19 protein-coding genes are annotated in these 20,781 nt (G+C 73.3%); 8 read left to right on the top strand and 11 right to left on the bottom strand.

Annotated features, from left to right (window positions below; genetic code table 11):
• Nucleotides 1-3 precede the first annotated feature (3 nt).
• Entirely contained in the window at nt 4-1,053 is a 1,050-nt protein-coding gene (locus tag J8M51_RS08840; RefSeq protein ID WP_086753049.1) for a LacI family DNA-binding transcriptional regulator, read from the bottom strand.
• A gap of 256 nt (nt 1,054-1,309) precedes the next feature.
• Between J8M51_RS08840 and J8M51_RS08835 the strand changes: the two genes are divergently transcribed.
• The 3 genes from J8M51_RS08835 (at nt 1,310) to J8M51_RS46105 (ending at nt 3,733) form a co-directional block, all read left to right on the top strand.
• Nucleotides 1,310-2,248 carry an ROK family protein gene (locus tag J8M51_RS08835; protein WP_086753047.1) on the top strand — a complete coding sequence of 313 codons (939 nt, stop codon included), beginning with the start codon at nt 1,310-1,312 and terminating at the stop codon, nt 2,246-2,248.
• Nucleotides 2,249-2,279: 31 nt separating this feature from the next.
• A complete protein-coding gene (locus J8M51_RS08830; RefSeq protein WP_086753045.1) occupies nt 2,280-2,525 on the top strand; it encodes a hypothetical protein in 246 nt (81 codons plus the stop codon).
• 170 nt (nt 2,526-2,695) lie between these two features.
• Nucleotides 2,696-3,733, top strand: a complete 1,038-nt coding sequence (locus tag J8M51_RS46105) for an NUDIX hydrolase (RefSeq protein WP_086753043.1) — start codon at nt 2,696-2,698, stop codon at nt 3,731-3,733.
• A gap of 72 nt (nt 3,734-3,805) precedes the next feature.
• Here the strand turns inward: J8M51_RS46105 and J8M51_RS08815 are convergent, their stop codons facing one another.
• Complete coding sequence (locus tag J8M51_RS08815) at nt 3,806-5,161, bottom strand: dipeptidase (protein WP_086753041.1); 1,356 nt, start codon at nt 5,159-5,161, stop codon at nt 3,806-3,808.
• Nucleotides 5,162-5,343: 182 nt separating this feature from the next.
• Here J8M51_RS08815 and J8M51_RS08810 point away from each other — a divergent pair, with 182 nt between their 5' ends.
• Entirely contained in the window at nt 5,344-6,549 is a 1,206-nt protein-coding gene (locus tag J8M51_RS08810; protein WP_086753039.1) for a geranylgeranyl reductase family protein, read from the top strand.
• 46 nt (nt 6,550-6,595) lie between these two features.
• Here the strand turns inward: J8M51_RS08810 and J8M51_RS08805 are convergent, their stop codons facing one another.
• On the bottom strand, nt 6,596-7,048 hold the full coding sequence (locus tag J8M51_RS08805) for a nitroreductase family deazaflavin-dependent oxidoreductase (protein WP_086753037.1): 453 nt from the start codon (nt 7,046-7,048) through the stop codon (nt 6,596-6,598).
• 136 nt (nt 7,049-7,184) lie between these two features.
• Between J8M51_RS08805 and J8M51_RS08800 the strand changes: the two genes are divergently transcribed.
• From J8M51_RS08800 to J8M51_RS08790, 3 genes are read left to right on the top strand one after another with little or no spacing between them, the layout of a single operon-like run.
• Nucleotides 7,185-7,889 (top strand): TetR/AcrR family transcriptional regulator, encoded by a 705-nt coding sequence (locus tag J8M51_RS08800; protein WP_086753035.1) that lies wholly within the window; start codon nt 7,185-7,187, stop codon nt 7,887-7,889.
• Between the two features lie 59 nt (nt 7,890-7,948).
• Nucleotides 7,949-9,214: a sensor histidine kinase gene (locus J8M51_RS08795; RefSeq protein WP_267299086.1), complete on the top strand. Its 1,266-nt coding sequence runs from the start codon at nt 7,949-7,951 to the stop codon at nt 9,212-9,214.
• On the top strand, nt 9,211-9,876 hold the full coding sequence (locus tag J8M51_RS08790) for a response regulator transcription factor (protein ID WP_086762781.1): 666 nt from the start codon (nt 9,211-9,213) through the stop codon (nt 9,874-9,876). Before J8M51_RS08795 ends, J8M51_RS08790 begins: the two co-directional genes overlap by 4 nt.
• Here J8M51_RS08790 and J8M51_RS08785 read toward each other — a convergent pair.
• From J8M51_RS08785 to J8M51_RS08760, 6 genes are all read right to left on the bottom strand, one after another.
• Nucleotides 9,837-10,160 (bottom strand): DUF6332 family protein, encoded by a 324-nt coding sequence (locus J8M51_RS08785; RefSeq protein WP_267299085.1) that lies wholly within the window; start codon nt 10,158-10,160, stop codon nt 9,837-9,839. The genes J8M51_RS08790 and J8M51_RS08785 overlap by 40 nt on opposite strands.
• Nucleotides 10,161-10,288: 128 nt before the next feature.
• Complete coding sequence (locus J8M51_RS08780; RefSeq protein ID WP_267299084.1) at nt 10,289-11,029, bottom strand: maleylpyruvate isomerase family mycothiol-dependent enzyme; 741 nt, start codon at nt 11,027-11,029, stop codon at nt 10,289-10,291.
• 55 nt (nt 11,030-11,084) lie between these two features.
• A complete protein-coding gene (tgmB, locus tag J8M51_RS08775; RefSeq protein WP_086760012.1) occupies nt 11,085-12,068 on the bottom strand; it encodes an ATP-grasp ribosomal peptide maturase in 984 nt (327 codons plus the stop codon).
• A 16-nt stretch (nt 12,069-12,084) separates the two neighbouring features.
• The gene (gene tgmA / locus J8M51_RS08770) at nt 12,085-12,276 is read right to left on the bottom strand and encodes a putative ATP-grasp-modified RiPP (protein ID WP_033525738.1); all 192 of its coding nucleotides are present in this window, start codon (nt 12,274-12,276) and stop codon (nt 12,085-12,087) included.
• Nucleotides 12,277-12,466: 190 nt separating this feature from the next.
• Nucleotides 12,467-13,672, bottom strand: a complete 1,206-nt coding sequence (locus J8M51_RS08765) for an MFS transporter (RefSeq protein ID WP_267299083.1) — start codon at nt 13,670-13,672, stop codon at nt 12,467-12,469.
• Nucleotides 13,673-14,322: 650 nt separating this feature from the next.
• Nucleotides 14,323-16,596, bottom strand: coding sequence for a heavy metal translocating P-type ATPase (locus J8M51_RS08760; protein ID WP_086756710.1), 2,274 nt, complete (start codon nt 16,594-16,596; stop codon nt 14,323-14,325).
• 189 nt (nt 16,597-16,785) lie between these two features.
• Here J8M51_RS08760 and J8M51_RS08755 point away from each other — a divergent pair, with 189 nt between their 5' ends.
• Nucleotides 16,786-17,745 carry a hypothetical protein gene (locus J8M51_RS08755; RefSeq protein WP_086756712.1) on the top strand — a complete coding sequence of 320 codons (960 nt, stop codon included), beginning with the start codon at nt 16,786-16,788 and terminating at the stop codon, nt 17,743-17,745.
• On the opposite strand, the gene J8M51_RS08750 is transcribed toward J8M51_RS08755, so the two are convergent.
• Both J8M51_RS08750 and J8M51_RS08745 read right to left on the bottom strand, forming a co-directional pair.
• Entirely contained in the window at nt 17,733-19,283 is a 1,551-nt protein-coding gene (locus J8M51_RS08750; protein WP_398855772.1) for an amidase, read from the bottom strand. The genes J8M51_RS08755 and J8M51_RS08750 overlap by 13 nt on opposite strands.
• Nucleotides 19,280-20,611, bottom strand: a complete 1,332-nt coding sequence (locus tag J8M51_RS08745; protein ID WP_216587469.1) for an Nramp family divalent metal transporter — start codon at nt 20,609-20,611, stop codon at nt 19,280-19,282. The genes J8M51_RS08750 and J8M51_RS08745 overlap by 4 nt, the downstream gene beginning before the upstream one ends.
• Nucleotides 20,612-20,781: the final 170 nt, after the last annotated feature.

Raw genomic sequence — 20,781 nt, 5'->3', positions numbered from 1 at the left:
GGGTCAGTCCGCGGGCGGGAGTTCGCCGGAGCCGCGGGCGATCAGCCGGGTCGGCAGCTCGATGCGCTCCGGGGCGAGCAGGGAGCCGTCCAGCTGCTGGAAGAGCCGCTCGGCGGCGGTGCGGCCCAGCCGGGCGGGGTCCTGGGCGACGACCGTGATGCCCGGGCGGAGCAGATCGGCCAGCTCGAAGTCGTCGAAGCCGACGAGGGCGACCGGGCGGGGGTGCTCGGCGAGGACCCGTACGACCGTGACCGTCACCCGGTTGTTGCCCGCGAAGACGGCGGTGACGGGGGCCGGACCGGACAGCATGTCCTCGGCGGCCCTGCGGACCCGCTCGGGATCGGTGACGCCCAGGGACATCCACGCCTCCTCGACCTCTATGCCGGCGTCCTCCATGGCCGCCCGGTAGCCGCGCAGCCGCTCGACGGCGGTGTGGATCCGGGGCATGTCGCCGATGAAGCCGATCCGGCGGTGGCCGTGGGCGATGAGGTGGGCGACGCCGTCGCGGGCCCCGCCGAAGCTGTCCGACAGCACGGCGTCGGCGTCGATCCGGCCGGCCGGGCGGTCCACGAACACCGTGGCGACACCCGCCCGGATCTCGGGCTCCAGATAACGGTGGTCGTCCCCGGCCGGGATGATCACCAGGCCGTCGACGCGGCGGGCGCACAGGGCGAGCGCCAGCTCCTGTTCGCGGTCCGGGTCCTCCGCGCTGGAGCCGTTGATCAGCAGCGAGCCGTGGGCGCGGGACACCTCCTCCACCGCCCGGCTGAGCGGGCCGTAGAACGGGTCGGCGAGGTCCTCCAGGACCAGTCCGATGCTGGCCGTACGGCCCTTGCGCAGCACCCGGGCGCTGTCGTTGCGCCGGAAGCCGAGGGCCTCGATGGCCTCCTGGACGCGGCGCTCGGTGTCCGGGGTGACGCCCGGCTCGCCGTTCACCACCCGGGAGACCGTCTTCAGACCCACCCCGGCCCGTGCGGCGACGTCCTTCATCGTGGGACGGTTGCCGTAGCGGTTCTCGGGGCGGCGGGCGATGCCGTTGGCGCTCTCGGGCACGGTACGCTGTCCTGTCCTGTCGTCCACGGGGTGGGCTCGGTGGTGTGCCGTGACGGAAATGTGCGGCTGTTGAGGATGTGGCGTCGAGCATAGAGCCTGGACAACGTTGTCACAGCCGGGGGAGACTGTCTATCGCATTCTCTGGCCGGCGCCCCCCACCAGGCGAGCGTCGTGCTGCCGGTTTTCCGGCCGGAGATCCGGGTGCCGTCGTGTTCGGGCGCCCGGTAGGAGACTCTGAGCGGGAGAACTGACACTGATGCAGACCGACCTCGTGGCCGCGCTCGACATCGGCGGCACCAAGATCGCCGGGGCGCTGGTGGACGGCGACGGCCGGATCCTGGTGCGCGCCCAGCGCCCGACGCCCGCGCGGGAGGACGGCGAGACCGTCATGCGGGCCGTGGAGGGGGTGTTCGGCGAGCTGGCCGCCGACCCGCGGTGGAGCGGGGCCACGGCCGTCGGGATCGGCAGCGCGGGTCCGGTGGACGCCTCCGCCGGCACGGTGAGCCCGGTGAACATCCATGGCTGGCGCGGCTTCCCGCTGGTCGAGCGGGTCCGCGCGGTGACCGGCGGGCTGCCCGTCGAGCTGATCGGCGACGGTGTGGCGATCACCGCGGCCGAACACTGGCAGGGCGCGGCACGCGGCCACGACAACGCGCTCTGCATGGTCGTGTCGACGGGCGTCGGCGGCGGCCTCGTCCTCGGCGGGAAACTGCACGCGGGCCCCACCGGGAACGCCGGCCACATCGGTCACATCAGCGTCGACCTCGACGGCGACGCCTGCCCGTGCGGTGCCCGCGGCTGTGTCGAGCGCATCGCGAGCGGGCCCCACATCGCCCGGCGCGCCCTGGAGAACGGCTGGCGGCCCGGACCCGACGGCGACACCTCGGCCGCGGCGGTCGCCGCCGCCGCGCGGGCCGGTGACCCGGTCGCGGTGGCCTCCTTCGAACGCGCCGCGCAGGCGCTCGCCGCCGGGATCGCCGCCACCGCCACCCTCGTCGAGATCGACATCGCCGTCATCGGCGGCGGCGTCGCGAACGCGGGTGATGTCCTCTTCGCCCCCCTGCGCACCGCCCTCAAGAACTACGCCACGCTCTCCTTCGTCCAGCATCTGACCGTCGCCCCCGCCGTGATGGGGACCGACGCGGGACTGGTGGGAGCGGCGGCGGCCGCGCTGGCGTCGAAAACCGGGGCGTGACCCCTCGGGGTGTTCCGCAGTTGAGCGGGGCATGAAGAAGCGCAGCATGCTCGCCATCGCCTCCCTCGCCACCGGTTTCGTCGTCGCGGCCATCACGCCGTCGCACGGTCTCGACGCCTCGGACGCGCTCGGGAAGACGGACGGCCTGAGCAAACTGGATGTCGAGGGCACCCTCGGCCAGGTCGGCAAGACGGTCTCCGACGACAGCCTGGCGGTCGACGAGGACGCCCTCGGCGGGAACGCGGGCCAGGAGGGCAAGGGCGGCAAGGAAGGCTGACCGGCTTGTGGCGGGCGGTGGATCCACCGCCCGCCTCTCTTGTCCCGCGGGCGGCGGGTTCCCACTCGGGTGGGGGCCCGCCGCCCGCGTATTCGGGCTGCTCGGCGGCGGCTGGTTTCCGTGGCGGAGTGGAGGGCAAGCCTCAGGGGGTCAACAGAAGAGGGGGAACCGTGATCGTCTGGATCAACGGTGCGTTCGGTGCGGGGAAGACCACCACCGCACGGGAACTGATCGAACTGATCCCGAACAGCACGCTCTTCGACCCCGAGGTCATCGGCGGCGCACTGACACACATGCTGCCGGCCAAGCGCCTCGCCGAGGTCGGCGACTTCCAGGACCTGCCGAGCTGGCGACGGCTCGTGGTCGACACCGCCGCCGCGCTGCTCGCCGAGCTGGGCGGCACCCTCGTGGTCCCCATGACCCTGCTGCGCCAGGAGTACCGCGACGAGATCTTCGGCGGTCTGGCCTCCCGCCGCATACCCGTACGGCATCTGCTCCTGGCCCCGGCCGAAACGATACTGCGGGAGCGAATAGCCGGCCGGGAGATTCCGCCCGACCTCCCCGACGGCGAGATGCGGCTGCGTCAATGGGCGTACGACCACATCGCGCCCTACCGCGCCGCGCTGGGCGGCTGGCTCACCGCCGACGCCCATCTCGTCGACACCGGAGCCCTCACCCCGTACGAGGCCGCGCGGTGCATCGCCGACGCCGTGGCCGCCGACGACGTACCCGTGTGCGACATCGTGCAGACCCCCGAGCCGACCGCCGAGACGGTCGCCGCGGGGGTTCTGCTGTTCGACGAGGAGGACCGGGTCCTGCTCGTCGACCCGACCTACAAGGCCGGATGGGAGTTCCCCGGCGGTGTGGTGGAGGCCGGGGAGGCTCCCGCCCGGGCGGGGGTGCGGGAGGTGCTGGAGGAGACCGGGATACGGCTGGAGGGGGTGCCCCGGCTGCTGGTCGTGGACTGGGAGGCGCCCGCGCGGCCGAGGTACGGCGGGCTGCGGCTGCTCTTCGACGGGGGGCGGCTCGATCCGCGTGGGGCACAGCGACCCGTGCTGCCCGGCCCCGAGTTGCGTGACTGGCGGTTCGTGACCGAGGAGGAGGCCGCGGACCTGCTGCCGCCGGTGCGGTACGAACGCCTGCGGTGGGCTCTGCGGGCACGGGAGCGGGGGGCTGCGCTGTACTTGGAGGCGGGGGTGCCGGTGTAGGGGGTTGCTCGCGCCCACGCGGCGGAGCCGCGCATGTCACGGCCCCGCGCCCCTTTCGGGGCGCGGGTTCGCTCAGCTCGCCGCGTAGTTCCGCAGGAACAGGGCCTCCGTCACCGACATGCGCTCCAACTCCTTTGGGGACACGCTCTCGTTGACCGCGTGGATCCGGGCCTCGGGTTCGCTGAGGCCGATGAGGAGGATCTCGGCGTCGGGGTAGAGGGCGGCGAGGGCGTTGCAGAGGGGGATGGAACCGCCGTGGCCCGCGTACTGCATCTCCTGGCCCGGGTAGGCGACGGCCATGGCCGTGGCCATCGCCTCGTAGGCCGGGCTGGCGGTGTCGGCGCGGAACGGCTGGCCGTGGCCGATGAGTTCGCAGCTCACCCGGGCGCCCCACGGGGTGTGCGCGACCAGGTGGGCTTCGAGCAGCTTGATCCCCTGCTGGACGTCGACGCCCGGCGGGACACGCAGACCGACCAGGGCGCGGGCACCCGCCTGGATCGATGGGGTCGCGCCGAGCACGGGCGGGGCGTCGATACCGAGCACGGTGGCGGCCGGGCGGGCCCAGATGCGGTCGGCGACCGTGCCGGAACCGACCAGCTCCACACCGTCGAGCACCTTGGCGTCCTCGCGGAACTGCGCGTCGGCGTACTGAAGGCCCTCCCACGTCCCGTCGGACGGGAGCCCGTCCACGGTCGTCGTGCCGTCCTCGGCGCGCAGGGAGTCGAGGACGCGGATCAGCGCGGCCAGCGCGTCGGGTGCCGCGCCGCCGAACTGGCCCGAGTGCAGGTTGCCTTCGAGGGCGTCGACCCGCACACGCATGAGCACCATGCCGCGCAGCGAGGAGGTCACCGTCGGCAGCCCGGCGCGGAAGTTGCCCGCGTCGCCGATGACGACGGTGTCGGCGGCGAGCAGTTCGGGGTGGGCCTCGGCGTACCGCTGGAGCCCGCCCGTGCCCATCTCCTCGGAGCCCTCGGCGATCACCTTGACGTGGACGGGGACGCCGCCGTTCGCCTTCAGGGCCCGCAGCGCGAGCAGGTGCATGATGACGCCGCCCTTGCAGTCGGCGGCGCCGCGCCCGTACCAGCGGCCGTCGCGCTCGGTCAGCTCGAACGGCGGTGACAGCCAGGCGGCCTCGTCCAGCGGCGGCTGCACGTCGTAGTGGGCGTACAGGAGGACGGTCTTCGCGCCCTCGGGGCCCGGGAGGAAGCCGTACACGGACTGGGTGCCGTCGGGGGTGTCGAGCAGCGCCACGTCCTGGAAGCCCTCGGCGCGCAGCGCGTCGGCGACCCAGCGCGCGGCGCCCTCGCTCTCGCCCTTCGGGAACTGGTCGAAGTCCGCCACCGACCGGAAGGCCACCAGTTCGGTCAGCTCCTGCCTCGCCCGGGGCATCAGTGCGGCGACGGTCTCGGCGACCGGGTTCGACGGCATGGGCACGCTCCTCGTGGGTGCGACGTTGTGCTTCTGGGTGGGTGGCTGCGTACGCGCTCGCCCGGTGTATCGGTGTAGGGCGCACGCGCTGCCGATCCTGCCACAGCGGTCCTGGGCGTCACCCGCCGTAGGATGCGTGGGACAGGTGCGGCAGGCGGCTGGATCGGGAGCAGTAGACCATCGTGAGCAGCGAGAACTCTTCGGCGGACGACGTGCAGCGGGTGTGGGACGTCGTCGTGGTGGGCGCGGGCCCCGCGGGGGCTTCGGCCGCCTACGCGGCGGCGGTCGCGGGACGCAGCGTCCTGATGCTGGAGAAGGCGGAGCTGCCGCGGTACAAGACGTGCGGCGGCGGCATCATCGGCCCCTCGCGCGACTCGCTGCCGCCCGGCTTCGAGCTGCCCTTCAAGGACCGGGTGCACGCGGTCACCTTCTCGCTGGACGGCCGCTACGCCCGTACGCGCAAGTCGAAACAGATGCTGTTCGGGCTGATCAACCGGCCCGAGTTCGACCAGCAGCTCGTCGAGCACGCCCAGAAGGCGGGCGCCGAGCTGCGGACGGGCGTCACGGTCACCCGGGTCGAGCAGCACGGCTCGGCCGTGCCCGACCGGCGCACGGTCGCCGTCGTCCTCCAGGGCGGTGAGACGCTGCTCGCGCGGGCCGTCGTCGGCGCGGACGGCAGCGCCAGCCGTATAGGGGCCCATGTCGGGGTGAAGCTCGACCAGGTCGACCTCGGGCTGGAGGCGGAGATCCCCGTCCCGGAGACCGTGGCCGAGGACTGGAAGGGGCGGGTCCTCATCGACTGGGGCCCGATGCCCGGCAGTTACGGGTGGGTCTTCCCCAAGGGCGACACCCTGACGGTGGGCGTCATCTCCGCGCGCGGTGAAGGCGCCGCCACCAAGCGGTACTTGGAGGACTTCATCGGGCGGCTCGGCCTCGCCGGTTTCGAACCGAGCGTCTCCTCGGGGCACTTGACGCGCTGCAGGGCCGACGACTCGCCGCTGTCACGGGGCCGGGTACTGGTGTGCGGTGATGCCGCGGGTCTCCTCGAACCCTGGACCCGGGAGGGCATCTCCTTCGCGCTGCGCTCCGGGCGGCTCGCGGGGGAGTGGGCGGTGCGGATCGCCGAGGCGCACGACGCGGTGGACACCCGTCGGCAGGCCCTCAACTACGCGTTCGCCGTGAAGGCGGGGCTCGGCGTCGAGATGAGCGTCGGCAAGCGGCTGCTGGTCGCCTTCGAGCGGCGGCCCGGGCTCTTCCACGCGGCACTCACCGGATTCCGGCCCGCCTGGCGGGCGTTCGTCGACATCACCCGCGGGTCGACCTCGCTGGGCGAGATCGTCCGCAGCCACCCGATCGCCCAGCGCGCGCTGACCGCGTTCGACAAGTAGGCGCCGGGCACCGCCGTAGCACCCTCGCCGCGGGCACCCCGCTCCGTCACCGCACGACGGTGATCCGGAAGACGGGGTGCTTCGGCGCGGCGGCGAGCAGCTCCTCGTCGGTGGAGTCGGCGTTCACGTCGCCGAAGAACCGGCCCACCTCCCAGCCCCACTTCTTCAGATAGGTGCGCAGCACGACGGGCTTCTCCGCGTCGGGCAGCTCGACCGCGGTGAACTCCTGCACCCGGCGGCCCACTTGGAGCCGCCCGCCGCCGGCCGCCCGCATATTGCGCACCCACTCGGAGTGGCCGCGCGCCGAGACGAGGTAGGGACCGCCCTCGTACGGCAACGGGTTGACCGGCAGCCGGCGCCACTCGCCGCTCTTGCGTCCGAGCACGGACAGCTCGGCCGTCCCGAGGAGGCTGACACCGCGGCGGGCGAGCCAGCCGACGAAGCCGTTGACCGCGCGGTCGAAGGGGTTGGCCTTGATGTAGTGGGGCGACGACGACATGGGGTTCCTCCCGTGGGACACGAATTCGAGAGCACTGCTCTCGCTTGAGAGCAGTGTGCACGAGAGCGGTGATCCATGGCAAGAGCACTGCTCTTGTTTGTGTGCGGTGCTCTCGTTCTGTGGCACACTCCTTCGTATGAGCACAGCACGAGGGGCTCGCGCCCGCGCCCGGATCGAGGTCACCGCCGCCATCAAGGACGAGGCGCGCAGACAGCTCGCCGCCGAGGGCGCCGCCAAGCTGTCCCTGCGGGCCGTGGCACGGGAACTCGGCATGGTCTCCTCCGCCCTGTACCGCTACTTCCCCAGCCGCGACGACCTGCTGACCGCCCTGATCATCGACGCCTACGACTCCCTCGGCGAGGCCGCCGAGGAGGCGCGGGCGAAAGCCGTCGCCGGGAGCCCGGCGGGACAGTGGGTCGCGGTGTGCGAGGCGGTGCGGACCTGGGCACTGGCGCACCCGCACGAGTACGCGCTGATCTACGGCTCGCCCGTGCCCGGATACACCGCGCCCGACACCACGGTGCCGGCGGCGGCCAGGGTCGGGCGGGTGCTCATCGGGATCATGGGAGACGCCCACCGGGCCGGGGGGACGGTGAGCCCGGAACTGCCGGCCGAGCTGCTGCCCGAGGCACGGCGGATGGCCGGCGACTTCGCGCCCGAGCTGCCCCCGGAGGCGGCCCCGGGACTCGTCGGGGCGTGGGCGCAGCTGTTCGGGCTGGTCGGCTTCGAGGTGTTCGGGCAGTTCCACAGGGTGGTCGAGGAGCGCGAGATGTTCTTCCGCTACGCCGCGGACGGCCTCGCCCGCCAAGTGGGGCTCAAGGGCGTACTCCCCGGGGAGTAGACGTGATCCCCTCGCGGGGGTGACGTCGTGCCCGGGGGACGGCGTCTAGCGTGGCCGGTATGGCAGAGCGGGAAGCGCGGGCGGCCGGCCCCCGGGAGCGGGGCGGTCCTCCGTGGCGGAGTTGGCACGGGGGCGGACCGCCGTGGTGGAACCGGCCGGACGGCGACGGGGCACCGCCCCGGTGGCCGTGGCCGTCCACCGCGCTGTTCACCGTCTTCGTGATGGTCGGCTCCAACGCGGCGGCCGGGTTCCAGACGGACGAACGTGCCGCGCTCGACCCCTTCGCCCGCGTCCTGCTGCTCGTGGGCGCCCTTCTGCTGCTGTGGCGATGGCGGTATCCCATGGCCGTCGCCTTCGGGACGGCCGCGACCGCCATGGTGTACCTGGGGGCCGGGTATCCGTACGGGCCGGTGTTCCTGACCGTCGCCGTCGGCTGCTTCAACGCGATCGTCGCCGGGCACCGCAGGGCCGCCTGGACGGCGATGGGGGCGCTGTGGGCGGGGCATGTGCTGGTGGCGCACTGGCTGTACCGGTGGCTGCCGCCGGGCGGGGACGACGCCGCGAGCTGGGGGCAGGAGGCCGCCGTCGTCACCTGGGGCGTGGCGATCCTCGCGCTCTCGGAGCCGGCCCGGACCCGCCGTGAGCAGTGGGCGCGGGAGCGGGCCGAGCGCGCGCAGGCCGCCCGGCGGCGGGCCGACGAGGAACGGCTGCGGATCGCCCGGGAACTGCATGACGTCCTCGCCCACAGCATCTCGGTCATCAACGTCCAGGCGGGCGTCGGACTCGCCCTGCTCGACTCCGACCCGGAACAGGCGCGCACCGCGCTCACCACCATCAAGGCCGCCGGCAAGGAGGCGCTGGGCGAGGTCCGGCAGGTCCTCGACACCCTCCGCACCCCCGGCGACGCCCCGCGCACCCCCGCCCCGGGCCTCGACCGCCTCCCCGAACTCGTCGAGCAGGCCGCCGGCGCGGGCCTGACCGTCGGCATCGAGGGCGAGACGCCGCCCGCGCTGCCGCCGGGCGCCGATCTCGCCGCCTTCCGCATCGTCCAGGAGGCCCTCACCAACGTGGTACGGCACTCGGGTTCGCGCCGCGCGCGCGTGCGCCTCGACCACGGCGGCGGGGAACTGCGGCTGCGGATCGACGACGACGGGCCGGCGACGGCCGCCGACGCGGGCGGCGGCGGGAACGGACTCGTCGGCATGCGGGAGCGGGCCGCCGCGCTCGGTGGCAGGATCGAGGCGGGCCCGCGCGCCGACGGGGGGTTCCGGGTGCTCGCCGTACTGCCGGTACGGACGTCCCGCGAGGTCGAGGAGGACCGGTGATCCGCGTACTGCTGGCCGACGACCAGGCGCTGGTGCGGGCGGGGTTCAGGGCACTGCTCGACGCACAGCCCGACATCGAGGTGGCCGGGGAGGCCGCCGACGGCGAGGAGGCGCTGCGGCGGGTGCGTGAACTCCGCCCGGACGTGGTCCTGATGGACATCCGGATGCCCGTGCTCGACGGGCTCGTCGCCACCCGGCGCATCACCGGGGACCCGGACCTCGACCGGGTCCGGGTCGTCATGCTGACCACCTTCGAACTGGACGAGTACGTCTTCGAGGCGATCCGCTCCGGCGCGTCGGGCTTCCTGGTCAAGGACACCGAACCGGAGGAACTCCTGCGCGCGGTACGGGCGGTGGTCGAGGGCGACGCGCTGCTGTCGCCCGGGGTGACCCGACGGTTGATCTCCGAGTTCGCGGCCCGCTCCAAGGAGCCCTCGGCCCTCGCCTCCCTCGCCGGGCTCACCGAGCGGGAGCGGGAGGTGATGGCCCTCGTCGGCATCGGCCTCACCAACGACGAGATCGCCCGTCGGCTGGTCGTCAGCCCGCTCACCGCCAAGACCCATGTGAGCCGCGCCATGGTGAAGCTGGGCGCCCGCGATCGCGCCCAACTCGTCGTACTGGCCTATGAGTCGGGGTTGGTGCGGCCGGGCTGGCTGGGCTGAGCGGGGTCCCGGCGGACGAGGTCCTCGGGGGCCCGCCCGAACGAGCGTGCGACGCGGCGGAAGCGGGTCAGCACGATCGTGACGACCACGATGAACACCACCACCGTCGTCGACACCGCCAGGGCACTGAGCAGACTCGGCCGGCCGCGCAGGGAGCCGACGACGTCCGGCAGGAACTCGGCCACCCCGAAGTAGGCGGCGCCCGCCAGGACCGACCCCGCGAAGAGCGCGAAACCGATCTCCGTGGTCATCGCGTCCCGCTCGGCCTGCGTTCGTCTCCCCATGGGCCGAGTGTGGGGGCGGCGGGCCCACCCGACAAGGGGACGGGGCCCGAGCCGCAAGGGAATCGGCGTGCGCCTCCGAGGAGTTGGGGCGCGCCCCGGCCGGGCCGGGGGCGCGCGGCGGTCCCGGCTCAGCCGACGCCCGAGGTCTCGCGCCACAGGGCCGCGAGCGCGGGGTCGCCGCTGACGGCGGGGAGGGGGAGCCGGTTCCACAGGGACAGGTACAGCCGGGGTGCCGGGCCCGCGATCTCGCAGTCGGCGTCCCCCGCCTCCGCCGCCGCCACCCGCTCGGCCGCGGGCGGTTCCCGGGACAGCCGTACGGTCCAGACGGCGTCCGTGTCGGTGGCCCGTACCCGCAGGACGCGGGGAGCCTCGGTGCGCACCCGGCTCCGGGCACGGGCGTGGAAGCCGCGCAGCAGTTCGTCGATGCCGTCGACGGCGAAGTCCACGGCGGGCTGGCCGGGTTCGCCCCCGAGCGCGGACTCAGCGTCGGCGCGGTGCACGGCCGTCTCGTGGGCCTGGCGGCGGGCCCAGAAGGCCCGTGGGGAGGGGGCGGGCAGGAAGCTCCAGCAGTCGAGGTCGGCGGGGGCGGCGCGCAGGGTGTCGACGAGCCGCCGGTGCCCCTCCTCGAACCAGGTCAGCAGGGCGTCGCCGTCCAGGCCGGGCTCGTCCGGGACAGGGCGCGGCGAGCGGTGTCCCTCGGCGACGAAGGCCGTGGCCCAGCGGTGCACGCTTCCCGTGTGCCGCAGGAGGTCCCGTACCCGCCACCCGGGGCAGGTCGGGACCTCGGCGCCGGTACCGGCCTTGCGCGCGGCCGCGGCGAGCAGCCGGCCCTCCTCGTCCAGGACTCTGATGTGCTCGGCGATCTCCATGGGGTGAGTCTGCCGGACGAAGGGCGTTCGGCGTGGGCAGCGTCCGTGGGGAGAGTCAGGGGGTGGCGCGGATCTGGTTGTCGTGGCGTGTTCCCGCTGCCGGTTCCCCGTGTGCCAGCCACTCGGCGACGCTGTGCGCGATCGGCTGGCCGGTGTCCATCTCCACGAACCCGAACTGGCCGGACTGGTTGCACTCCAGGAACCACCAGATCCCGTCCGCGTCCTCCGCGAAGTCGAAGGCCCCGTAGGAGAGTTCGGCGTCGCGGAGATAGGTGCGCACGGCCGTGGCGGTACGGGCCGGGACGTCGACCGGCTGCCAGGGCGCGGTGGAGGGGGCGAAGCGGACGTCGACCTCGTCGGGGTGCGCGTCCGGGGAGACCGTCTTACGGGCGGCCAGCATACGGTCGCCGACGACGGTGAGCCGGATGTCGGCGGTCTTGGCGATCCGGCGCTGCAGCAGCGTCGGGCCGAACGCGACGGCGGTGAAGTCGGTGCCGGGCGCGATCCGGCTGGTCGGCACCGTCCGGGCCGGCTCCTGCGGATGGGTGCCGGAGACGGGCTTCACCACCAGGTCCGGGAAGCGCTCGGCGAAGTCGCGGGCGGCCTGCGGGAACGTGGTGATCAGCGTGGCCGGTACGGGCAGCCCGCAGCGCTGGGCGTGCCGGAGCTGCCAGGGCTTGTGGCGGGCCCGCCGGGCGGCGTCCGGGTCGTTCATCCAGCGGGCGCCCGTGCCGCGCAGCATGCCGTACAGCGCCTGCGAGGACTCCTCGGTCAGCCAGGCGGACGGCTCGGCGACCCCGCTGGCCGGCACGCCCGGCCGGCGCAGCCAGATCGACCGCAGCCCGCTCATGCTGACCAGGCGCCCCCCGGCCGACAGATGCCCCCGGAAGGCGCCGTGCACGTACTCGCCGGAGAGCGCCACCCCGCCCGGCAGATCGGCGGGATCGAGCCGGACCACCTGGACGCCGGTCCCGTTGAGCCGGGCTACCACCAGGTCCGCCGTCACATCCTGTTCGCAGGTGAGGATCAGCACCGTCATCGTCGCCGGTCCGCGTTCAGTCGTCGAAATGGGTCTTCGAACCCGCGGTGGAGGTCGTCGCCCCCAATTCCCGCATAAGACCCTGGTCATGAGCGGCTATCCGCCCGTCGGCCAGCACGTTCAACTGCAGCCCGGAGTCGTAGGTGTACGGAGCGCTGAACTCCAACTGCTCAGCGGAGCGAGCGTAGTTGAGCACGAACAGTCGCATCGATTCTCCTTGTTCGGGACCATCCGGTAAAGCGGATGGTGACGCTCCGGCCGCCCTCTGTCAGGCCGGGTCGCGGTGCCTCCAGGGAGTTATACGAATCGAACGACTGAATGGTTGCCTCATGTTCTCGGAGGGCTGACTTACGGCCGACTTCATGCACCGCGAGGTGCCACGAGGCAACGGTGAGTGGTCATTTCGCGGTCGAGCGGCGAGTGGCGAACGCGATGAGGGAGGCGAACGCGGCGAGTGCCGCGACGCTCGTGAGCGCGGTGGGCAGAGAGAACCATTCGGCCATGAAGCCGATCGCGGGCGGGCCGAGCAGCATGCCCAGATAGCCGAGCGTGGAGGCGGTGGCCACCCCGCCGGGACCGGCCAGCGCCCCGGCCCGTTCGACGGCCACGGGGAAGATGTTGGCGAGCCCCAGACCGGTGACCGCGAAGCCGAGGAGGGTCGCCCACACCGAGGGGGCGAGGGCGCCGAGCAGCATTCCGGCCGTCGCGGTCGCGCCGCCGGCGACGAGCACCGTGGTCCTGCCCAGCCGTTCGAGCAGGGCCGTCCCGCTGAGCCGGCCGATCGTCATGGCGAGCGCGAAACACGTGTAACCGGTCGCCGCGACACCCGGCGAGGTGCCCAGGTCCGCCTTCAGATGCAGGGCGCCCCAGTCGGCCAGCGCCCCCTCGCCGTACGCCGTGCATCCGGCGATCACGCCGAGGACGACCACGAGACCGCGTGTACGGCCGTCCAGGCGGCCGGGGCCGCTCTCCCCGGTGCCCCGCTCGGGCGCGCGGTCCCGGGGCACCGGGGGTTCGTGGCGCAGCAGGGTGGGGGCGGCCAGGGCGGTCACCAGCAGCCCGACGAGGGTGATGCCGAGCAGGTGGCGGGTGGGGGAGAGGGAGCCCGCGACCAGGCCGCCGAGGCCGGCCCCGACCATGCCGCCCAGGCTGAACGCGGCGTGGAAGCTGGGCATGATCGGGCGCCGCAGCGCGGCCACCAGGTCCACGGCGGCGCTGTTGAAGGCGACGCTGATGCTCCCGAAGGCCGCCCCGAAGACCAGCAGGACCGCGCCCAGCGCGAGTGCCGAGTGGGTGAGCGGGGGCAGGGCCACGCCGAGGGACAGCAGGACGGCGCAGGCGACCGTCACCGGGTGGCTGCCGAAGCGGCGGCAGAGGCGGCCGGTGAGCATCATCGTGATCACCGCTCCGGCGGACACGCCCAGCAGCGCGAGGCCCAGCGCGCCCGGCGAGGCGCCGGTCTGCTCCTTGATCGCGGGGATCCTGACCACCCAGCCGGCGAAGACGAAGCCGTCGAGGGCGAAGAAGGCGGTGAGGGCGATGCGCAGGGGGCGGAGGCGGGCGGGGTCGCCGAGGCGGCCCTCGCGGTCGTCGGGGCCCGGCACGGCGTTGTGCGTTCGGGTTTTGTTTATTCGCGGCACAAAGTCAGGCTAGGCGGGGGCGGCGGGCGGGGCAAGGGTGTTCGTGGGCGGGCGGCCCGTCGTCCGGCGGCAGGTGGACCGCTGTCGTACCGCCTCTGCCGTCGGACTCGACGGCGACGGGCGCCCGTCCCGCGGCCCCGGGGGCCCTGCCGACGGATTTCCGTGGGAGGGTGACGCGATTGCGTCCCTTCCGTGGTCATCGGCCGGTGTCCCGACCGCGACCGGCCGCGGGAACGCGGTGTCCATCGCACGGAATGCACGGGGACCACCCCGCGTGAACACCTCGGCCCGCGCGAACGTGTCGAATTCCGTATCCCGGACCGTCCCCTGTTCGCCTTCCGCGTGGGGCACTTCCGGATACGGCCTTTGACGGCGTGCCGCTCCCGGAGGAGTTCTCGGCGTCCGCGTGAACGCCGTGCGAAACGCCGTGCGAAGCGAATGCGTTCGGCAATGACGCGATTGCTCCACGTGAATACGCCGATCGCGACGGAGAGGTGAATGGCGAGTACGGAGCGTGGGGCCTGACGCGATTCCGGGAGAATTCGCGCAGGCCCCGCCCCCGCTGTGAGTGAAGTCCCGGACGGGATCCGTCGGAGTAGTCCTGTACGAGCCGCTCAGCCCGTCGCCCGGAACGTGCGCAGACGCAGCGAGTTGGCGACGACGAAGACCGAGGAGAAGGCCATGGCCGCCCCGGCGATCATCGGGTTGAGGAGACCGGCCGCCGCGAGCGGCAGGGCGGCCACGTTGTAGGCGAAGGCCCAGAACAGGTTGGACCGGATGGTGCCGAGGGTCCGGCGGGCGAGGCGGATGGCGTCGGCCGCCGCGCGCAGGTCGCCCCGGACGAGGGTCAGGTCGCCCGCCTCGATCGCGGCGTCCGTGCCCGTGCCCATCGCCAGCCCCAGGTCGGCCTGGGCGAGGGCGGCGGCGTCGTTGACGCCGTCGCCGACCATCGCGACCGAACGGCCCTCGCCCTGGAGGCGCTTGACGACCGCGACCTTGTCCTGCGGCAGGACCTCCGCGATCACGTCCCCGGCCGCGATCCCGACCTCGCGGGCGACGGACTCGGCCACGGCCCGGTGGTCGCCGGTCAGCAGGATCGGGGTGAGGCCGAGCGCGCGCAGCCGGGCGACCGCCTCCGCGCTGGTCTCCTTCACCGCGTCGGCGACCTCCAGCACCGCGCGGGCCTCGCCGTCCCAGGCGACCACGACGGCCGTGCGCCCGGCGGCCTCCGCCGCCTCCCTGGCCCGCCGCAGCGCGGAGGGCAGCTCCATGGCCCACTCGGCGAGGAGCCGCTCGCGGCCGACGAGGACCGCACGGCCGTCGACGATCCCCTGGACACCCAGGCCGGGTACGTTCGCGAAGTCCTCCGGCGTGGGCAGCGAGCCGAGTCGGGCCCGCGCGCCCTCGGCGACGGCACGGGCCACCGGATGCTCGGAGGCGTGCTCCAACGCGCCCGAGAGGCGCAGCACTTCGGCCTCGTCGACCCCGTCGGCGGGGCGCACGGCCAGCAGGGTCATCCGGCCGGTGGTGACGGTGCCGGTCTTGTCGAGGACGACGGTGTCGACCCGGCGCGTGGACTCCAGCACCTCCGGGCCCTTGATCAGGATGCCCAGCTGGGCGCCGCGCCCGGTGCCGACGAGCAGCGCGGTGGGCGTGGCGAGGCCCAGGGCGCAGGGGCAGGCGATGATCAGTACGGCGACGGCCGCGGTGAACGCGGCCGTGAGCCCGGCGCCGTTGCCCAGCCAGAAGCCGAGGGTGCCCAGGGCCAGTGCGATCACGATCGGTACGAAGACACCGGAGATCCGGTCCGCCAGCCGCTGGACCGCCGCCTTCCCGTTCTGCGCGTCCTCCACCAGCCGCGCCATCCGGGCCAGTTGGGTGTCGGCGCCGATCCGGGTGGCCTCGACGACCAGGCGTCCGCCCGCGTTCACGGTGGCACCGGTGACCGGGTCGCCGGCCACCACCTCCACGGGCACGGACTCGCCGGTGAGCATGGACGCGTCCACGGCGGACGAGCCCTCGACGACCGTCCCGTCGGTGGCGATCTTCTCCCCGGGGCGTACCAGGAAGCGGTCGCCGCTCTTCAACTCGGCGACGGAGACCGTCCGTTCACCGCCTTCCGGGGTGAGGACGGTGACGTCCTTCGCGCCCAGTTCCAGCAGCGCCCGCAGCGCCGCGCCCGCCTTCCGCTTGGAGCGGGCCTCGAAGTAGCGCCCGGCGAGGATGAAGGCGGTCACCCCGGCCGCCGCCTCCAGATAGATGCTCCCGGCGCCGTCGCCCCGGACGATGGTCAGCTCGAAGGGGTGCGTCATGCCCGGGGTGCCGGCCGTCCCGAGGAACAGGGCCCACAGCGACCAGCCGAACGCGGCCAGGGTGCCGATGGAGATCAGCGTGTCCATGGTGGCGGCGCCGTGCCGGGCGTTGGTCCAGGCGGCCCGGTGGAAGGGCCACCCGGCGTAGGTCACCACGGGCGCGGCCAGCGTCAGGGACAGCCACTGCCAGTACTCGAACTGCAGCGCGGGAATCATGGCCATCGCGACGACCGGGACGGCCAGCGCCACCGCCGTGATCAGCCGCTGCCTCAGCGGCAGCAGTTCGTCGTCCTGTGCCGTGTCCGGTTCGTCGGGCTCGGCCCGCGCGGGTGGCGCGGGCTCGCGTGCCGTGTAGCCGGTCGCCTCGACGGTGGCGATCAGATCCCCCACCGAGACGTCGTCGGCGTAGCTGACCTTCGCCTTCTCGGTGGCGTAGTTGACCGTGGCCGTGACGCCGTCCATGCGGTTCAGCTTCTTCTCGATCCGGGCCGCGCAGGAGGCGCAGGTCATACCGCCGATGGCGAGCTCCACCTCGGTGGCGGGTCCCGTCCCGGTCCCGGTCCTGGTGATGGTCATGGCTGCTCCTCGTACGTCGTGGGCGGCGGCGCGACTGTCGGTCACATACCGGGCGGGGGTATGGTGGCGCCCTGCCTTCTGTATACCCCCAGTGGGTATTGTGGGCAAGTCGCTCGCCCCGCTTGACTCTATACCCCCTAGGGGTATCGTGAGCTGTGTGGAGGCCCCGAACACCCGAAGGAGACGGCCATGAACACCGGACTGAGGATCACCGCGTTCGCCGCCGCGCTGGCCGCGACGTTCGGCACCGCGTACGGCGTGGGCAAGGGCGTCGAACCCGTGGTCTCGGACACCGGCGACTCGACGGAGAGCGCCCCTCACGACGCCGCCCACGACGAGGCCGAGCAGTCACCGGATCCCGGGGGAGCGGGGGAGGGCGGACACGCCTCGACCCCGGCCGGGGGACTGCAGATCTCGGAGGGCGGCTACACCCTCGACCTGCGCACCCCGGGCGTCACCGCCGGGCACCGCACCGATCTGCGGTTCGTCATCCGGGACGAGGACGGCCGTGCCGTCACCGCGTTCCAGCGCGAGCACGACAAGGAACTCCACCTCATCCTCGCCTCACGCGACCTGGTCACCTACCGCCATCTCCACCCCGTCCGCGCCGCCGACGGCACCTGGAGCACCCCCGTCGACCTGCCGAGGGCGGGCGACTACCGGGTCTTCGCCGACTTCACCCCGGCCGGGAGGAACGCCGAGAACCTCACACTGGGGGCCGACCTCGCGGCGGCGGGCACGTACAAGCCGGCGAAGCTCCCGGCGCCGGGCGACACCGCCGAGGTCAACGGCTACGAGGTCGAGCTGGACGGCGGCCTGGGCGCGGGCGCCGCGAGCGAGCTGAAGCTGAAGGTCTCCCGCGACGGCAGGCCCGTCACCGACCTCCAGCCCTACCTGGGCGCGTACGGCCACCTCGTCGCCCTGCGCTCCGGCGACCTCGCCTATCTGCACGTCCACCCGAACGGCGAGCCCGGCGACGGCACGACCCGCCCCGGCCCCACCGTCTCCTTCACGGCCACCGCCCCCAGCGACGGCACCTACCGCCTCTTCCTCGACTTCAAGCACGAGGGCAAGGTGCACACGGCCGCGTTCACGGTCCGCACGGGAGGAGCAGCGGAGCCGGGGCAGGCGGAGGATCACTCACACTGACCGGCGTCCGGCACCCCTGGCCGGGCGCCCACGACCGGAGGCCGCCGCTCACCCACCCGCGTGGCCCGCTCGAACGCGTGCCCCGCCCGCAGCACCGACCAGTCCCGCCGATGCGGCCCCACGATCTGCAGCCCGACCGGCAGCCCCTCCGGCGTGAACCCGGCCGGCACGGACAGCGCGGGGCACCCCGTGACGGAGATCAGATACGCCGAGCGCATCCAGTCCAGATAGGTCTCCATGGGCGTGCCGTCCACGACCGCCGGATACGCCAGCGAGATGTCGAAGGGCGCGACCTGGCTGACCGGCAGCAGCAGCAGGTCGTACCGTTCGAAGAACTCCCGCACCCGGTGGAACAGCGCGCCGTGCAGCGCCTGCGCCCGCCCCAGATCGGGCCCGCCGAGCCTGCGGCCCTCCTCGATGTTCCAGATCACGTCCGGGGCGAGCCGGTCACGGTGCTCGTCCAGCAGCGGCCCGTACGACAGCTCCACCTGCCAGGCACGCTGGGCGAGGAACACCTCGTCCGCGCCGCTCAGGTCCGGGCAGTCCTCCGCCACCTCGCAGCCCAGCCCCGAGAACACCTCGGCCGCCGGGCGCAGCGCCTCCCGCACCTCCGGGTCCACGGGCACCCGCCCGCCGAGATCGGGGGACCAGGCGACGCGCAACCCCCGTAGATTCCCGTCGAGTTGCCAGGCGAAGGTCGAGCCCGGTGTCTGCAGGGAGCGGGGATCACGGGGGTCGGGTCCCGCCATCACCGACAGGGTCAGTGCGACGTCCGCCACGGTCCGGGCCATCGGCCCCTTCACCGACAACTGCCCCCAGGGCGCCTTGTCGGGCCAGGACGGCACCCGGCCGGGCGACGGCCGCAGTCCCACGACGTTGTTGAAGGAGGCGGGATTGCGCAGCGAGCCCCCGGTGTCGCTGCCGTCGGCGATCGGCTGCATCCCGCAGGCCAGCGCGGCCCCCGCGCCGCCGCTGCTGCCGCCCGCGCTCCGGGAGAGGTCGTACGGGTTGCGGGTGGCCCCGAAGACGGGGTTGACGGTGTGCGAACCCAGGCCCAGTTCGGGGACGTTGGTCTTGCCGAGGGTGATCGCCCCCGCCTTCCGCAGCCGCTCCACGACCAGATGGTCGACCTCGGGCACCCGCCCGGCGAAGATCGGCGAGCCGGACGTCGTCCGGATGCCCGCCGTGTCGTGCAGGTCCTTGTGCGCCACGGGCAGCCCGTGCAGCGGGCCGACCGGCTCCCCGGCCGCCATCCGGTCGTCCGCCGCCGACGCCTCCTCCAGCGCCCGCTCGGCGACCAGTGTCACGATCGCGTTCACCGCCGGGTTCACCCGCTCGATCCGCTCCAGATGCGCGGTCACCACCTCCCGCGCGGACAACTCGCGCCGCGCGAGCGCGACGGAGAGTTCGTACGCGGTCCGGAAGCACAGGTCGTCCGTCGGGTCCGCGTCGCCCGTCGGGTTCACGGGGTACTGAACCGGAGACGGCGCGGGGCGGTCGACGAGGTGGTCCACGGAGTGGTTCACGAGGTGGTTCACGCTCCTCCCAGGGAGTCCTTGAGCTGCACGGCCGCGAGCACTCCGAAGAGCACGAAGGAGCCGCCCAGCAGTACGTTCGAGGTGACGCGGTTGCGCAGGGCCGGCTCCACGCTCCGGCGGTTGAGCAGCACCAGCAGCGCACCGGAGAGCAGCGGCAGGATCAGCGAGCCGACGGCGGCGTAGGTGAGGACGAGGGACACCGGCCGGCCCAGGAAGGTGACGGCGACCGAGGTGAGCGCGCAGTAGAGGACGAACAGCCGGAACGGACGGCCGTGCTGGGCGATGTGCGGCTCCGCCTCGGCGTCCGGGATGCCGCGCAGCGTCCGCAGCGAGTCGGCGAGCATGTAGCACAGGCCGTTGAAGCCGCCCACCAGCGCGCTCAGCGTCACCAGGAAGAACGTGCCGAGGAACAGCACCCGCGCCACCGAGCCCAGGTCGGCGCCGAGCGGGTCGGCGAGCGCGGCCAGCCCGTCGCCGCCGGTGATGGTGCCGCCCGTGCCGTACAGCAGCCCGGTCCCCACCACCGTCGTACAGAGCACGAACAGCAGGGTGACGCCGTAACTCACCGCCGAGTCCGCCCGCATGAGACGCAGCCGGCTCCGGTCGGCCCAGCCCTTCTCCCGCACCCAGTAGCTGTACGAGGCGATCCCGGCCGTCCCGCCCACCCCGCCGACCAGCGCCAGCACCGTCACCACGTCACCCTCCGGCAGCCGTGGGCGCAGGGTGCCGAGCAGGCCGGGCAGATCGTCGGCGGTGGCGAGCGTGGCCACCGCGAGGACGGCCATGCCGAGGAACTTGGCGAGCATGAAGACACTCATCACCCGCTCGAACACCGTGTACCGGCCGACGTACACGATCGCCGCCGCGAGCAGCGCGATCACGATGGCGACGGGCCTGACCGGCAGTACGGGGAACAGCGTGGACAGCGCCAGGGACGCCACCGAGCTGAGCGCCGCCCCGTACAGCAGCCCGATCACCAGGACGAAGAGCATGAACGCCGCCGGGAGCCAGCGGGCGGCCGACTTCAGGCTCACGATCACGGTCTGCCCGGTCGCCAGATACAGCCGGCCCACCGCCTCGGTGAGCGCGTACTTCAGGACGACACCGATGACGATCGCCCACATCAGCGCCATCCCGTACCCGGCGGCGCCCGCGAGCGAGGTGACCATGTCGCCCGCGCCCACACTGGCGGCGGCCAGCACCAGACCCGGACCCAGCAGGGCCAGGCGGCCCCGCAGGGTGCCGGCGGACCCGGGCCGGGCCGGTGCGGGGGAGTCGGCGGCCGGGGAACGTGGGGGACTGCCGGGAGTCACGGTCACGTCAACCATCTCCGTACATCGGGGAGTCACGGGAGTCATGGGAGTCATGGGTTCGTGCGGCGTGTGCGGGTGAGGGGAGGAGCGGGCGGGGAGAAGGGGGCGGTCCCGCACGGCGGGGAGACCGTGCGGGACCGTGCGATTCCACTGCACGGCAGGCTGGGCCACGGCGACGGAAGGGA

Source organism: Streptomyces griseiscabiei (genome assembly GCF_020010925.1).
Taxonomy (GTDB): Bacteria; Actinomycetota; Actinomycetes; order Streptomycetales; family Streptomycetaceae; genus Streptomyces; species Streptomyces griseiscabiei.
Note: the sequence above shows the minus strand (reverse complement) of the source record. Positions and strands in the feature narration are given on the sequence as shown.